This window comes from Nonomuraea turkmeniaca (assembly GCF_005889735.1).
GTDB classification, from domain to species: Bacteria; Actinomycetota; Actinomycetes; order Streptosporangiales; family Streptosporangiaceae; genus Nonomuraea; species Nonomuraea turkmeniaca.
Genome location: NZ_VCKY01000008.1, coordinates 18,970 through 33,583, shown reverse-complemented (window position 1 = coordinate 33,583; position 14,614 = coordinate 18,970). Strand labels below are relative to the sequence as shown.

Annotated in this window: 16 protein-coding genes; 5 read left to right on the top strand and 11 right to left on the bottom strand. The window is 70.3% G+C overall.

From position 1 onward, the window contains the following. The first annotated feature begins 3 nt into the window (after positions 1 to 3). Positions 4 to 480, top strand: coding sequence for an NUDIX domain-containing protein (locus tag ETD86_RS03725; protein WP_138664659.1), 477 nt, complete (start codon positions 4 to 6; stop codon positions 478 to 480). Here the strand turns inward: ETD86_RS03725 and ETD86_RS03720 are convergent. Further along, entirely contained in the window at positions 445 to 2,346 is a 1,902-nt protein-coding gene (locus ETD86_RS03720) for a sensor histidine kinase (RefSeq protein ID WP_138664658.1), read from the bottom strand. The genes ETD86_RS03725 and ETD86_RS03720 overlap by 36 nt on opposite strands. Before the next feature lie 62 nt (positions 2,347 to 2,408). On the opposite strand from ETD86_RS03720, the gene ETD86_RS03715 reads away from it, so the two are divergent. Beyond that, a complete protein-coding gene (locus ETD86_RS03715) occupies positions 2,409 to 2,828 on the top strand; it encodes a hypothetical protein (RefSeq protein ID WP_138664657.1) in 420 nt (139 codons plus the stop codon). Here ETD86_RS03715 and ETD86_RS03710 read toward each other — a convergent pair whose 3' ends face one another. Further along, on the bottom strand, positions 2,829 to 3,179 hold the full coding sequence (locus ETD86_RS03710) for a hypothetical protein (protein ID WP_138664656.1): 351 nt from the start codon (positions 3,177 to 3,179) through the stop codon (positions 2,829 to 2,831). 74 nt (positions 3,180 to 3,253) lie between these two features. On the opposite strand from ETD86_RS03710, the gene ETD86_RS03705 reads away from it, so the two are divergent. Beyond that, a complete protein-coding gene (locus ETD86_RS03705) occupies positions 3,254 to 3,781 on the top strand; it encodes a DUF6886 family protein (protein ID WP_138664655.1) in 528 nt (175 codons plus the stop codon). Here the strand turns inward: ETD86_RS03705 and ETD86_RS03700 are convergent. Genes ETD86_RS03700 through xylA form a run of 7 tightly spaced genes read right to left on the bottom strand, consistent with a single transcriptional unit; the run spans position 3,747 to position 10,728 of the window. Then, positions 3,747 to 4,730: a ketopantoate reductase family protein gene (locus tag ETD86_RS03700; protein ID WP_138664654.1), complete on the bottom strand. Its 984-nt coding sequence runs from the start codon at positions 4,728 to 4,730 to the stop codon at positions 3,747 to 3,749. The two genes, ETD86_RS03705 and ETD86_RS03700, sit on opposite strands and share 35 nt — an antisense overlap. Positions 4,731 to 4,749: 19 nt before the next feature. Further along, complete coding sequence (locus ETD86_RS03695) at positions 4,750 to 5,529, bottom strand: glycosyltransferase family 2 protein (RefSeq protein WP_246147577.1); 780 nt, start codon at positions 5,527 to 5,529, stop codon at positions 4,750 to 4,752. Between the two features lie 9 nt (positions 5,530 to 5,538). Further along, a complete protein-coding gene (locus ETD86_RS03690) occupies positions 5,539 to 6,081 on the bottom strand; it encodes an AAA family ATPase (protein WP_138664653.1) in 543 nt (180 codons plus the stop codon). Further along, on the bottom strand, positions 6,078 to 7,679 hold the full coding sequence (gene lysS, locus ETD86_RS03685; protein ID WP_138664652.1) for a lysine--tRNA ligase: 1,602 nt from the start codon (positions 7,677 to 7,679) through the stop codon (positions 6,078 to 6,080). Before lysS ends, ETD86_RS03690 begins: the two co-directional genes overlap by 4 nt. Positions 7,680 to 7,736: 57 nt before the next feature. After that, positions 7,737 to 8,840: a Gfo/Idh/MocA family protein gene (locus tag ETD86_RS03680; protein WP_138664651.1), complete on the bottom strand. Its 1,104-nt coding sequence runs from the start codon at positions 8,838 to 8,840 to the stop codon at positions 7,737 to 7,739. Next, on the bottom strand, positions 8,837 to 9,580 hold the full coding sequence (locus tag ETD86_RS03675) for a sugar phosphate isomerase/epimerase family protein (RefSeq protein ID WP_138664650.1): 744 nt from the start codon (positions 9,578 to 9,580) through the stop codon (positions 8,837 to 8,839). The genes ETD86_RS03680 and ETD86_RS03675 overlap by 4 nt, the downstream gene beginning before the upstream one ends. After that, entirely contained in the window at positions 9,577 to 10,728 is a 1,152-nt protein-coding gene (gene xylA, locus ETD86_RS03670; protein WP_138664649.1) for a xylose isomerase, read from the bottom strand. Before xylA ends, ETD86_RS03675 begins: the two co-directional genes overlap by 4 nt. A gap of 90 nt (positions 10,729 to 10,818) precedes the next feature. Here xylA and ETD86_RS03665 point away from each other — a divergent pair, with 90 nt between their 5' ends. Further along, positions 10,819 to 11,931, top strand: coding sequence for an ROK family transcriptional regulator (locus ETD86_RS03665; RefSeq protein ID WP_138664648.1), 1,113 nt, complete (start codon positions 10,819 to 10,821; stop codon positions 11,929 to 11,931). Positions 11,932 to 11,981: 50 nt separating this feature from the next. Then, positions 11,982 to 12,419: a GNAT family N-acetyltransferase gene (locus tag ETD86_RS03660; protein WP_138664647.1), complete on the top strand. Its 438-nt coding sequence runs from the start codon at positions 11,982 to 11,984 to the stop codon at positions 12,417 to 12,419. Here the strand turns inward: ETD86_RS03660 and ETD86_RS03655 are convergent. After that, positions 12,349 to 12,774 (bottom strand): mycothiol transferase, encoded by a 426-nt coding sequence (locus ETD86_RS03655; RefSeq protein WP_246147576.1) that lies wholly within the window; start codon positions 12,772 to 12,774, stop codon positions 12,349 to 12,351. The genes ETD86_RS03660 and ETD86_RS03655 overlap by 71 nt on opposite strands. 55 nt (positions 12,775 to 12,829) lie before the next feature. Then, positions 12,830 to 14,566 (bottom strand): PQQ-dependent sugar dehydrogenase, encoded by a 1,737-nt coding sequence (locus tag ETD86_RS57885; protein ID WP_246147575.1) that lies wholly within the window; start codon positions 14,564 to 14,566, stop codon positions 12,830 to 12,832. Positions 14,567 to 14,614: the final 48 nt, after the last annotated feature.

Genomic DNA, 14,614 nt, shown 5'->3' with positions numbered 1-14,614 from the left:
GGTGTGAATGATTTCTGGGCCACGGTCAATCGGGTGGTCACGGGGGCGGCGGCGTACATCACGGACGAGCGCGGCCGGGTCCTGCTGGTCGATCCCAACTATCGCGAGCACTGGAACTTCCCCGGCGGCATCATCGACGCGGGCGAGCATCCCGCGCAGGCGTGCGCCAGGGAGGTCGCCGAGGAGGTCGGTCTCGAGGTGGAGGTGGGCAGGCTGCTGACCGTGGCCTGGGTGGACAATCTGCCGGACGTGCCGTATCCGCTGGTGAACTTCATGTTCGACTGCGGCGAGGTCGGCTCGGACACGCCGATCACGCTGCAGGCCGAGGAACTGGACGACTACGGCTTCTTCACTCTCGAAGAGGCCGAGCGGCTGTTGTCGAGCCACGCGCTCCGGCGGCTGCTGGCGGCGACCGCCGCACGGGAGTCCGGTGCGGTGTCGTACCTACCGCCCGCTCATGACCGGCTGGTCGGCCAGTAGCGAGGCGGGCAGGGCCACCATCGCGGTCAGGCCGCCGTACGGCGAGGGCGTCAGGGTGACCTTGATGTCGTGCCTGGCGGCCAGCCTGCTGACGACGAACAGGCCGAGCCGGTCGCTCTGCGCGAGGTCGAACTCGGGGGTGTTCGTCAACCGGTCGTTCAGCTCGTCGAGCTCGACGCGGGGCAGGCCGAGCCCCCGGTCCTCCACCTCCACCATCAGGCCGTGCGGGGTCGCCGTGCTCCGCACGTCCACCCTGGTCTGGGGCGGCGAGAACAACGTGGCGTTCTCGATCAGCTCCGCCATCAGGTGGGCCACGTCCGTGACCACCGAGCCGAGCAGCGCGACCGGCGGCGTCTGGAGCACCTCGACCCGCTCGTACTCCTCCACCTCGGCCGCCGCGGCGCGCAACACGTTGTGGACGGGCACCGGGTTGCGCCAGCCGCGCCCCGGGGCGTGGCCGGACAGGATGATCAGGCTCTCGGCGTGCCGCCGCATGCGGGTGGTGAGGTGGTCCAGCTTGAAGAGGTCCGCCAGCATCTCCGGCTGCTCGGCCGCCCGCTCCATGGTGTCGAGCTGGAGCAGCTGCCGGTGCAGCAGCGACTGGTTGCGCCTGGCCAGGTTGACGAAGACCTGGCTGACGCCGTGCCGCAGCCTGGCCTGGTCCACCGCGGCCGCCACGGCCGTGGACTGCACGCGGTTGAACGCCTCGACGATGTCGTCCACCTCGGCGCTGTGCGTCCTGACCTCCAGCGGCGCGATCTCGGCGGGCGTGGGCGTGGCCGTGTTCGTCCGCAGCCGCTTGACCAGCCCCGGCAGCCGTACCTCGGCCAGTTCGGTGGCGGCGTCGCGGAGCCCGGCCAGCTCGCTCACCAGGCGCTTGCGGAAGCGGAGTGAGAGAATGATCGAGGCGATGACGGCGACGAGGCCCACGCCGCCCGCCACGCCGATCTTGACGAGCATGCCGATGGCCGCCGGGGTGACCCGCTGCGTGATGCCGGTCACGGCCGCGGCCTGGCTGCGCTCGACCGCCCGCCACAGGTTCTCGCCGTCGATGGGCCAGGTGGCGGCCGTCGCGGGCAGGCCGTTGGTGGCCGCCAGCCCTCTGATGGCGTCCTCTGCCTTCAGGAACTCCTGGTAGACGGGCGAGGCGGACAACGTCTCGTACGGCCCCCGCAGGTCGGCGTCCAGATGCGAGAGCGCCTGCGAGAACAGCAGCCGCCTGGTGGCGACCATCCCCGTGAACGCCTCCCGGTCCCTGGGCTCCACCTGGCCCTTGCCCAGCACCACGGCGATCATCGCCCGTTCCCTGGACAGCAGGTCCTTGGCCTCGCCCAGCATGGTGATGGCCTTGGCCTGCCGGTAGAGCGCCATGTCGGGCACCAGGACCATGGCGTCGTACATGCGGAAGGACGCGTCCACGATCTGGCTGTAGCCGCCGATCACGTCGAGCGGCGCGACGGTCGCGCCGTCCACGTCCTTGCGTAGGTCGGCGAGCTGGCCGAGCTCCCCGTTCAGCGCGTTGAGCTGCGTGGTCATCTCGGGCGACAGGTCGCGTACGTTCTTGACCAGGCTGCGGAAGGTCGTCACGGTCCGGTCGGTGTGGTCGCGCCGCTTGGCGAGCGCGTCGGCGCCGCGCCCGCTGACCAGGAACTCCACGGAGGACAGCCGCTCCTCCTGCAGCGCGATGTTGATCTGCTCGGACGGCGTGGCCAGGTTCGTGGCCAAATCGTTGATCGCGAGCAGGCGGACGCCATCGCCGCCGGTCAGGCCCGCGGCGAACGCCCACAGCCCGACCAGGGACAGCAGCGGGACGAGCAGCAGGATGAGGAGTTTCACAGCGATGGGACGGCCACGCTTGGGGGGCATGCGACCTCCGGGTGCATGATGAGATCGCCTCGCAGATTACACCCCCCTTTGGAAGGATTTCTGTGCGTCTTCCGCGTTCTTTCTCCGGCTGGACCATCGCGGTCTTCGGATCCCTCGCCTTCGCCCTCGGCCTGATCGGGCTGATCTCGCCCGATACGCAGCTGGCCATGATGGGGTTCGAGGTGCTCGACGTGCGTCCGGCCGGTGACCATACGGCGGTCTTCATGGCCGCCGCCTCGATGGCGGCGGTGAACATGGGTGTCTACTACATGTTCGCGGCGTCGGCGGACTACACGCCGTTCTTCCGCTGGACCGTGCCGTTCAGGCTCGTGACGTTCGCCGTCTTCACCACGCTGGTGGTGACCGGGACGGCGCCGTCGGGATTCCTCGGCGTCGGGCTCTGGGAGGGGCTGGGGGCGGTGATCACGGGGTTCGCGCTCTGGCGCGAGGGCAAACTGATGCCCTCGCGCCAGACCGCCTGATCACGGATTGTCGGGACCGCGGGCCACGAGCCGGTCGCCGGCCGTGTTCTCGTGGTCCAGCCGCCGTTCCAGATCGCGTTTCTCGTCCTCCAGCCGAGCCACCTCGCTTGAGGCCTCGGCCCTCGCGTGGCGCAGCCTGCGGCGTTGTCGTGCCGTCCGGCGCGAACCCGAGCCCAGCAGCCAGAGTCCCACCAGCAGGACGGCCGCGGTGGCCGCCCCCGCCAGGAACATCTCCACGTGGTTGAGCTCGAAGGTGTATCCGAACAGGATGTACCTGGCACTCTCCTCGGTGAGGACCAGGGCGACCGCGCCGCCGGCGAGCAGGACCAGGAGAAGACCCAAAAGAATCATCCAACTCACCCCTTGTCGTCAGAGCGCGGTTCACCTTCCCAGACGGCGTCGGGGTATGCGCGATGATGACGTTCATGAGACCCGAGCCTGGCCAGGTGCTGCACTTCTCCGAGGACCCGACGATCGAGCGGTTCGTCCCGCACGTGGCGGTCACGAGCGCGCTGACCGAGCCGTACGTGTGGGCGGTCGGCCATGACCGATGCCCTGACTACTGGTTTCCGCGTGCCTGCCCGCGCGCGATCGCATGGGTGGGCGCGCGGACGACCGACGAGGACCGGGCCCGGATCATCGGGCGGGGCTGCGGTGATCGGGTGCACGCCATTGAATACTGCTGGCTGAAAGCCCTCATGGACGTCAAGCTGTACGCCTACCGTCTGCCTGCCGACGACTTCGCGCCCGTCGGCGACCCGCCGCACGCGATGGTCTCGAAGGTCCCCGTCGAACCGCTGGGCCCGCCCGAGCCCGTCAGCGACCTGTTCGAGCTGCACGAGCAGGCGGGGATCCAGCTGCGGGTGCTGCCCAACCTGTGGGCGTTCTGGCACGAGGTGATCGAGAGCACGGTGGAGTTCAGCGGGATTCGGCTGCGCAACGCTCGTCGATGAGCGCGACCAGCGTCTCCAGCGGCATCGAGCCGGGCGGGAGCTTCTCGCGGGCGTGCTCGTTCGCCTCGCGCCGCAGCACCTCGTTGACCGGGGTGGGCACGCCGTGCAGGCGGCCGAGCAGGACGATCTCGCCGTTGAGGTAGTCGGCCTCGATGGAGCCGCTGGCCCTGGCCAGGCTCTGCCAGGACGAGCCGCCGCCGCGACCGACGCCCTCGATGGGGCGCACGTCGACCTGGTGGCCACGTACCTGGGCCTCTTCTTCGGGGGTGTTGTAAGCGATGCCGGCCTTGTCCAGCACGGACATGGCCTCGGTCCGGGCTCGCTCCACGACCGCCGTCCTGCCGTCCACGGGGCCGTCGGGGCGGCCGATGAGGGCCTCCACGGCGTTGGCGAGGTTGCCGAGCAGTTTGCCGTGCTTCCAGCGCATCACGTCGGGGACCGTTCGGGCCACGAGGCCGCGCTTGCCGAGATCGGCCACGATCTGCGTGGCGAGGTCGTCCACACCTTGGGGATAACGTCCCACGTGCAACATGCCCGAGTACGGGTAGCCGTGCGCGGCCACCACTCCGGGCTCCAGGTGCTGGGCGGGCAGCCACACGCACATGCCGTAAACGCGGGAAAACCGCCGAAGGACCGTGCGCTCGTTGTCGACGCCGTTCTGGGCGCATACCACGGGCAGGTCGGCCGGCCAGTCGCCCAGCGCGGCGATCGTGTCCTGGGATTTGGTGGCCAGGATCAGCACGTCGTCGTCGCGGGTCGGCACGGGGCCGTCGGCGGCGGGGATGTCGAGGGTCTCGGTGCTCTCAGGGGTGATCAGGCGCAGGCCGTCGCTCTTCAGCGCCTCGTAGTGCGCGCCTCTCGCGATGAGGAGGACGTCGTGCCCGCCTTGGTGCAGGCGGGCACCAATGGTTCCGCCAACGGCTCCTGCTCCGATCACTATGTAGCGCATTGTCCGAGGATGTCATCCCTCATTTGGCAAGTGCTACTTGGGTCTGCGTCGTCACGGCGGTGCCGCGCGTACGTTCCCGCATGATCGTCTTGAGTACGCGCCAGCCGTCGCGCACGGCGTTCAGGTTGCTCGCGCCGTGGATGCGGGAGCGCTCGTGACTGGGGACCTCGCGGATGACGAGCCCGGCCTGGGCGGCGCGGACGTTCATCAGCGTCTCGATCTCGAAACCGTCGCAATCGAGGTCAAGGGCCTCCAGGTGGCGCGCCCAGAAGGCGTTGTAGCCGTAGCAGAGGTCGGTGTAGCTGGTGCCGTAGAGCAGGTTGGTCAGCCCGGTGAGGACCTTGTTGCCGAGCGAGCGCCACGGGCTGAGGTCGTCGGAGCCGCCGCCGGGCGCGTACCTGGAGCCCTTGGCGAAGTCGGCGCCGGTGAGCAACGTGTCGACGAAGGAGCGGATCTCGCGACCGTCGGTGGAGCCGTCGGCGTCGATCATCACGATGATGTCGCCCCTGGCGGCCTGGAAACCCTCGATGAGGGCGTTGCCTTTGCCACGGCGGCTCTGTACGACGACGCGGAGATCGGGGCGCAGCCTCCGCGCCACGGCGATGGTGTCGTCGGTCGAATTGCCGTCGACCAGGATCACCTCGTCGATCCAGTCGGGCAGCGTGGCGAAGACATGGGGAAGGTTCTCGGCTTCGTTCATCGCGGGAACGATGACACTGACGCTGGCGGCGGAGAGCTGCTTGTTCATGCAAACAAGGTCCTCCCGCATACATGCAACGCGCTTGAGAGTGCCTTGCATCGGTCCTTTCTATGTGTGACCTTCATGAACTCTGGATTCGCCGGCCCGGGAGATGATCTCGTCCACGGTCTCCTCAGGGGTCTGGCGTGCGGTGTCCAGCCACAGGCCGATGCGCGGGGTTTCGCGATGGAGCATGTCGTCGAGCAGGGCCACCGTCCAGCCGCCGCCGTAGCCGTCCTTGGCTCGGGCCCGTTCGCGGGCCTCCACCGCCGCGGGATCCGGGGCGAGCACGACCACGTGCAAGGGACGGGTGCGGATGAGCTTCGTGAAGCCCTCCAGGTCCGCTCCGAGGATGACGTCCTGGACTATCGGCGTGAATCCCGCCTCCGCGTACAGATCCGCTGTCGTCGCCGCGATCCGGTAACGGAGGTGGAGTTGACGCACCGCCTCGTCGGCCGGCTCCGGGGTCATCTCGGCGCGGCCGGAGACCACCATGCGCCGGAAGGTGTCCCCGCGAACGTGGGCGGCGCGGGGCAGCCGCTCGGCCAGGGCCTGGGCCACGGTGGACTTGCCGGCGGCCGAGATGCCGGTGATGAGGACGGCGCCGTTCACGCGCCTACGAGTTTCCTGACGCGGTCGGCGCCGACGGCAAGCAGGAGCGTGGGCAGGCGCGGGCCTGTGTCGCGGCCGACCAGAAGCCTGTAGAGCAGGGCGAAGAAGGCCCGTTGGGCGGCCTTCAGCTCGGGGGTCGGCTCGGCGTCGGCGGGCAGGCCCGCCTGGAGCTTCGGTACGCCGTAGACCAGCGTGGTCAGGCCGTCGAGCGACCAGTCGTCGAGGCCGTCGGCCAGCAGCCGCAGCGACTCCCGCTCGCTCGTGCCGAGGGAGTCGAGCAATTCCTCGTCCGGCGCCTCGCGCACGCGGGTGCGCTGGTCGGCGGGCAGGTGAGCGTCGACCCAGCGCTGCGCCCGGTCCAGGCGCGGCCGGGCCGCGTCGAGGTCGCCGATGCCGTCGAGGTCGCGCAGGATCCGCAGGGTCTGCTCGGTGTGGCCGGTCGTGATGTCCACGATGGAGGCCAGGGTCCGGTAGGGGACGGGATGCGGGGTTACGGGCAGCGGGCCCTCGGCCGTGTGCACCGCGCGGTCGTACGCGGCCAGCTCGGCGGGTTGGGTCTGGCCCGCGGCCACCTTCCGGCCCAGGGCGTCCCACTCGTCGTAGAGCCGGTGGATCTCCTGGTCAAAGGCGATCTTGAAGGACTGGGCCGGCTTGCGGCGGGCGTACAGCCAGCGCAGCACGGGTGCCTCCATGATCTCCAGGGCGTCGGCCGGAGTCGGCACGTCGCCCTTGGAGCTGCTCATCTTGGCCATGCCGGTGATCCCGACGAACGCGTACATGGGACCGATCGGCTGCCGCCCGCCGAACACGTCGGACACGATCTTGCCGCCGACGGTCCACGCCGAGCCCGGGGAGTGGTGGTCGACGCCGGACGGCTCGAAGATCACGCCCTCGTACGCCCACCGCATCGGCCAGTCGACCTTCCACACCAGCTTGCCGTGGTCGTGCTCGGCCAGTCGTACGGTCTCGCCGAAGCCGCACTCGCAGGTGTAGGCCAGCTCGGTGGTCTCGTCGTCGTACGCCGTGACCGTCGTGAGGTCGCGCCCGCACAGGTCGCAGTACGGCTTGTACGGGAAGTAGTCCTCCACCTGCTTCGACCGGTGCCGCGACAACACGGCGTCGATCGTGGCCCGCTCGCGCACCGCCAGCAGGATCTGCTCCCGGTAGGCGCCCGAGGTGTATTGCTCGGTCTGGCTGATCATCCGGCACTGCACGCCCAGCTCCGCCATGGCCTCGATCATGGGGGCCTTGAAGTGCTCGGCCCAGTTGACGTGCGGGCTGCCCGGCGGGGCGGGCACCGAGGTCAACGGCTTGCCGATGTGCTCGGCCCACGACGGGTCGATGCCCGCGGGCACTCTGCGGAACCGGTCGTAGTCGTCCCAGGACAGCAGATGCGTGCACGCGACCCCGCGCCGCCTGATCTCGTCGGCGACGAGGTGCGGCGTCATGACCTCACGCAGGTTGCCCAGGTGGATCGGGCCGGACGGGCTCAGCCCGGAGGCGCAGACGATGGGGGTGCCAGGTGCGCGTTTCTCCGCTTCGGAGATCACTTGGTCCGCGAACCTGGACACCCAATCGGTCTCGCCACTCGTAGCCATCGGGCCATTCTCGCGGTTCCCGGCGGCTCAAGCCAACGGAACTGCGGATATGCCCGATCAGGCCAGCGTGTCCACGTATGGGTCCCAGCCGTCCGGGAGCGGCTCCGGCGCGGTCAGGCTTGAGGCGATCGGCCGGAACTCCGAGCGCTCGCCGGAATCCGCGATGGCGACCATGAGCTCCAGCACGTGGTACGCCAGCTCGCCGGACGCACGATGTGGCGTGCCCGCGCGGATCGACCTGGCCATGTCCAGGACGCCGATGCCGCGCCCCGCCGTGGTCCCGGACAGCGGCAACTCCCGCCAGTCCGCGTCGTGCAGCCCCCGGGCCAGCAGCGGCCCCTCGAAGGTGTTCGGGTCGGGGAGGGACAACGCGCCCTCGGTGCCGATGATCTCGATCATGCGGCGGTTGACGGCCGAGTCGAAGCTGAACGTGGCCGCCGCCGTGGCCGAGCCCGGGAAGTCGAGCAGGGCGTTGACGTGGGTCGGCACGTCCACGGGGAAGATCTTCCCGGCCTTGGGTCCCGAGCCGACGACCCGTTGGTCACGGGCCCTGCGATTCTCCGCCGCCACCCGGGCGACGGGGCCGAGCAGGGACACCAGGGCGGTCAGGTAGTAAGGGCCGAGGTCGAAGAGCGGGCCGCCGCCGGGCTGGTAGAAGAACTCGGGGTTGGGATGCCAGGACTCCGGGCCGAGGCTCTGCGTGGCCGCCGTGACGGCGACAGGCTCGCCGATCAGGCCCGAGCGCAGGGCGTGCACGGTGGATTGGAGCCCGGCGCCCAGGAAGGTGTCCGGGGCGCCGCCGACCCGCAGGCCGAGGTTGGCGGCCTCGACCATGATCTTCGTCCCCTCGTCGGTGTTCATGGCGAGGGGCTTCTCGCCGTACACGTGCTTGCCGGCGCGCAGCGATTCCAGCGCGACGGCCGCGTGCGCGGACGGGACGGTGAGGTTGACGACGATCTCGACCTCGGGGATGGCCAGCACCGTCGCGAGGTGGCCCGACACGGGGACGTCGTGCTCCCGCGCGACTTCGGTGGCACGCTCGGCGTCGAGGTCCCCGACGCCGAGCACGCGTACGTCGGGGAAGGCAGTGAGATTGCGGAGGTACTGGCCACTGATGTTTCCGGCGCCGACCAGGGCGACGCCGACGGGGCCATGACTCAAGAGCTCTCCAAAGAGGTGACGTAGGCGTGGCTGTCCGCGAGAGCGGCGAAGACGTCGGTCGCGCACTCGTCGAGCTCGACGATGCGCCAGGCGCCGGGGGCGGCGGCCAGGATGCCGGGCACGGGCATGACGCCCTGCCCCACCGCGGTGTGCGGCTCACCCTTGACCACCGGTCCGTCCTTGACGTGCAGCGCCAGCGTGCGGTCGGCGAGGCGGCCGAGCAGGGCGGGCACGTCGGCGCCGCCCACGGCCGCCCAGTAGGTGTCGATCTCCAGGAACACCTCGGGGGCGAGCAGGTCCGCCAGCACCTCGATGGCGTGCTGGCCCTCGAACTGCGGCTCGATCTCCCACCAGTGGTTGTGGTAGCCGATCCGCATCCCGTGCCCCGCCGCCTGCTCGGCCAGGCCGTTCAGCAGGTCGGCGGTGCGCTGGAGGCCGTCGCGCGTGGTGAACTCCTCCTCCGCGACGCCGCCGGGGAGGATCACCAGGTCGGTGCCGACCGTGGCGATCGCGTCGAAGACCTTCGCGGGCTCCTCGCTGAGCAGCGCGTACGCGTGCGTGCTCGACACGCTCAGCCCCAGGTCATCGGCCACCTGGCGGAAGCCCTCGGGGTCGGTCATCGGGTCATAGGGCTCGACCGCCTGATACCCGATCTCCGCGATGCGCCGTAACACGGCGTCGCGGTCGGCGGCCATCGCCTCCCTGACCGTGTAGAGCTGGACGCTGATGGGTTTGCTCATCCGCGCACCCCCATGAGGTGCTCGAGCGCGAGCTGGTTGAGCCGGGTGAAGTGGAAGCCGCGCAGGGCGGCCGCCTCGACGTCGAAGTCGTCCTTGGCCAGATCCTGCCAGGTCTCGCCGGCGGCCAGCGTGGGCTGGGCCAGCTCGTCCACGCGCGAGGCCCGCAGGGCCTCCTGGACCTCGGGGTCCTGGCGGAACTTCGTGGCCTTGTCCTTGAGGATCAGGTAGGTGCGCATGTTCGCGGCGGCCGAGTCCCACACGTCCTGCGGGTCCTCGGTGCGCAGCGGCTTGTAGTCGAAGTGGCGCGGGCCGTCGTAGCCGTGGTGCTCCAGCAGGTCCACCAGGAAGAAAGCGCTCTTGAGGTCGCCGTGGCCGAAGATCAGGTCCTGGTCGTACTTGGGGCCGTGCTGGCCGTTGAGGTCTATGTGGAAGAGCTTGCCGTGCCAGAGGGCCTGGGCGATGCCGTGCACGAAGTTGAGCCCGGCCATCTGCTCGTGGCCGACCTCGGGGTTGAGGCCCACCATCTCGGGGTGCTCCAGCTCGTTGATCAGGCCCAGCGCGTGGCCGATCGTCGGCAGCAGGATGTCGCCGCGGGGCTCGTTGGGCTTGGGCTCGAGGGCGAAGCGGATGTCGTAGCCCTTGTCGATGACGTACTGGCAGAGGAGGTCCAAGCCCTCCTTGTAGCGGTCGAGCGCGGCCTTGACGTCCTTGGCGGCGTCGGACTCGGCGCCCTCGCGGCCGCCCCAGCACACGTACGTCTTCGCGCCCAGCGAGGCGGCGAGGTCGAGGTTGCGCATGACCTTGCGCAGGGCGTACCGGCGGACGTCGCGGTCGTTGCTGGTGAACGCGCCGTCCTTGAAGACGGGGTGGGTGAACAGGTTCGTGGTGGCCATCGGCACCTTCATGCCGGTCTCGTCCAGGGCCTTCCTGAACGCGGCGATGGCCTTGTCCCTGTCGGGCTCGACGGCGAGCAGGTCGTCGTCGTGGAACGTGACGCCGTGCGCCCCCAGCTCCGACAGCCGGTGGACGGTCTCGACCGGGTCGAGCGCGGGCCTGGAGGCGTCGCCGAAGGGGTCGCGGGCCTGCCAGCCCACGGTCCAGAGGCCGAACGTGAAGCGGTCGTCGGGCGTGGGCGTGAATGCGGTCATTTTCCTGCGCTCCCTGATATTAGTCCATAATCTGTACATAATCCTGAGGAGGTGGATGGGGTGTCGTCAAGAGGTGTCCGGCATGATTCCATGCGTGCCCGTAATCTGGCCGTAGTACTCGACGCCATCCACCGAACAGGACCTCACACCCGGGCCGCGCTCGCGGAGCGGACCGGGTTGACCAAGACCACCGTGTCGAGCCTGGTCGCCGACCTGCTGGAGGCGGGGGTGGTGACCGAGAGCGGGGCGGTGCGCGGCGGCGAGCGGGGCCGGCCCGGCGTCGCGGTGAGCCTGAGCGGCCACCGGGTGGCCACGCTGGGGCTGGAGATCAACATCGACTACCTGGCCGCCTGCGTCGTCGACCTCACCCGCACCGTGCGGCTGCGCCGCACCCGGCCGGCCGACAACCGCAGCTCCAACCCGGCGGAGATCCTGGAGCGGCTGCGCGACCTGGCGAAGGAGACCACGGCCGAGGCCGAGTCCGCCGGGCTGCGGGTCATCGGCGCCGCCCTGGCCGTGCCGGGGACCGTGGAGGGCGGGGTGTTGCGGAGCGCGCCGCATCTCGGGTGGCGGGACGTGCGGGTGGAGGACGTGATCGACCTGCCGCTGGCGATCGACAACGAGGCCAACCTGGCGGCGCTGGGCGAGCTGTGGTTCGGCTCCAGGGACACGGATTTCCTCTACGTGTCCGGCGAGATCGGCATCGGCGCCGGCCTCGTCGTCGGCGGCACGGTGTTCCGCGGCACGTTCGGGCTGGCCGGCGAGCTGGGCCACGTCGTGGTCGTGCCCGACGGGCCCGCGTGCCGGTGCGGCGGGCGGGGCTGCCTGGAGGTGTACGCCGGCCAGGACGCCCTGCTCGGGCCGCTGGACTCGGTGGCCGCTCTGGTGGCGCGGCTGGAGTCGGGCGACCCGCGGGCGCTGGAGGCGTGCGAGCGGGCCGGGCACGCGCTCGGCGTGGCGCTCACCTCGGCGGTGCACCTGGTGGATCCGGGCAGGATCGTGCTCGGCGGGATCTTCGCGCGGCTCTTCCCCTGGCTCGAAGGGCCCGTGGCGGACGGCCTCGGCGCACGGCTCGGGCAGATGCGCGGCACGCCGCCCGCCCTCGTGGTCTCCGGGATCGGCGCCGACGCGGCGGTGCTGGGAGCGGCCGGGCTGGTCATCCAGCGCATCCTCGCCGACCCCGCCGAGGTGCTCGGCCTCTAGGACCCGGATGCCGTGAACTCCTCGAAACCGGCAATCTCTAGCATGTCAGCATGCTGATTGAGGAGCGCACCGCCGACGACGTCGAGCTGGCCGCGTTGCTGGACGCGGCGTTCGCGGAGCTGGTCGCCCGCTACGGGCTCGAGGGACGTTCGCAGGTGCAGTCGGGCGCCCGATATCTGGTGGTGTCAGTGGACGGCCAAGCCGTCGGTTGCGGCGCCGTCCAGCCCGTGGACGCCGTCACCGGAGAGCTCAAGCGCATGTACGTCGTCCCCGGCCATCGCGGCCGGGGCATCGCCACGTCGTTGTTGTCGGCGCTGGAGGAGCTGGCCCGCGGGCTGGGCTACCACCGGCTGCGGCTGGCGACCGGTCTGCGGCAGCCCGAGGCCATCGCGCTGTACGAGCGGTGCGCGTACACGCTCACGGAACCGTACGGCAAGTACGTCGACGCGCCCCTGACCCGCTGCTACCAGAAGGCGCTGGCTCAGTAATATCCCTTCTGGCCGTCCAGCAGCTCCTGATGATGTCCGCGTGGCCTGCGTGCCTGGCGGTGTCCTCGACCATGTGGATGAGCATCCAGCGCAGGGTGGCGCCCGCCGAGCGGAACTCCGGATGTTTGCCCACGTCGTCCAGCGAATGGGCGGCGACGATCTCGTTCGAGACCGCGCACTGGCGCTCGTACTCGTCGAGGAGCCGGGCCAGCGGGACGCCCTCGACCCGCATGTCGGCGTCCTCGACGGTCTCGTCGAACTGCGGGTTGTCGGCCTGGCCGCGGCCCAGGAACAGGATCTCGAACCAGCAGTGCTCGGTCCAGCGCGCGTGAGAGACCAGGCCCGCCATCGTCATGAGCGGCGCATCCGGGCAGGACCGGCCGGTGGGCGTCCTCAGATCGGGGACCCGGTCAGGGGCTCGTGCACTGGTAGCCGGAGGGCACCTGCGTGTTCCCGCTGGGGCGGGTGGCCTGGAAGCCGAACGTGGTGCTCTGGGCCGCCGCGATCGTGCCGTTGTGCCCGGCGCTCCTGGCCGTGACGGTCTGCCCGCTGACGGACAGCGTGGCATTCCACGACCCGGTGACGGTGTGCCCGGCGGGCAGCGTGAACGTCACCGTCCAGCCGTTGATCCCCGACGTGCCGGTGTTGGCCACTGTGACCGGCTGGATCACGTAGCCGGTGCCCCACTGGGACTGCGTGGTCGGCGTGGCCGTGCATCCACCCGTGCCGGTGCCGCCCGAGGTGGTGACCGTGATCGTGTTGGACACGGGGGAGAGGTTGCCGGCCGCATCGCGGGCGCGGACCTGGTAGCGGTAGGCGGTGTTCGCGGCCAGCCCGGTGTCGGTGAACGACGTGGTCGCCGAGGTGCCTGCCTGCGCGAACGTGCCGCCGGACGTGCCCGTCGCGCGCAGGATGTCGTAGCCGGTCACGCCCACGTTGTCGGTCGAGGCGGTCCACGACAGGGTGGCGCCGGTGGCGGTCGTCCCGGACGCGGCCAGGTTGCCCGGGGCGGTCGGTGCGGTGGTGTCGGTTCCGCTCGTGGCCGGCGGGATGCGGATGATGCGGTCGTCCTGGGCCACCGGAGTGCCGCGGCCGTCCCGGTTGCTCGTCGCGACCCAGAGCCAGCCGTCCTGCCCGACGGCGACCGCGCGCAGCCGCCCGTAGGCGGACTGGAGCTCGGCCAGCGGGGTGCCCGCACCGCCGCTGCTGGTCAGTGGCACCGTCCACAACCGCTGGCCGCGCAACGCCGCCGCGAAGAGCGTGTTGTTGGCGTACGCCAGCCCGCTCGGCGACGCCTGGGCGGTCGTCCAGGTGACGATCGGGTTGCGGAAGGACGGGTTGGAGCAGGTGCCTTCGCACGTGGGCCAGCCGTAGTTGCCGCCCGCGACGATCTGGTTGATCTCGTCCAAGGTGTTCTGGCCGAACTCGGTGGCGTACATCCTGCCTTGGGAGTCCCAGGCCAGCCCCTGCACGTTGCGGTGGCCGTAGCTCCAGACACGGGAGCCGGAGAACGGGTTGCCCGACGGGACCCCGCCGGTGGGCGTCATGCGCAGGATCTTCCCGGCCGGGCTGTTGAGGTTTTGGGCGTTGGCGGTGTTGCCGGCGTCGCCGGTGGCCACGTACAGCATGCCGTCCGGGCCGAAGGCGATGCGGCCGCCGTCGTGGACGGTGGCGCTGGGGACGCCGGAGAAGATCACCGTCTGCGTCTGAGGGGCGCTCAGCTGGAGCCTGACCAGGCGGTTGTCGCCGCTGGTGCTGGTGAAGTACGCGTACACCCAGCCGTCCTGGGCGTAGGAAGGCGACACGGCGATGCCGAGCAGGCCGCTCTCACCCGAGGCGCTCACCCCGCTGATCGTGGCGACCGGGGTGGGGGTCTGGCCGGGGCGTACCTGCAGGATGCGCGCGGTGTTGCGCTCGGAGACCAGCGCGCTGCCGTCCGGCAGGAAGGCCAGCGCCCAAGGAACCTGCAGGCCCGTGACGGAGACCTCGGCCCGGGAGAAGTCGAAGCCGCCCACCACCTGGGCACGAGCCTCGGGAACGTTGATGAACAGAGCGAGTAGCGCCAAGACCAGAGCCGGAACGACACGGGCGCGCATGACGGACTCCTTGACCGGATCGCCGTAGGCGGATGTCAGCACCGTAGGCATGCGGACAGCCAGATCTCAATCTTCGTGTCCGGCGTGACCCGTTCATCT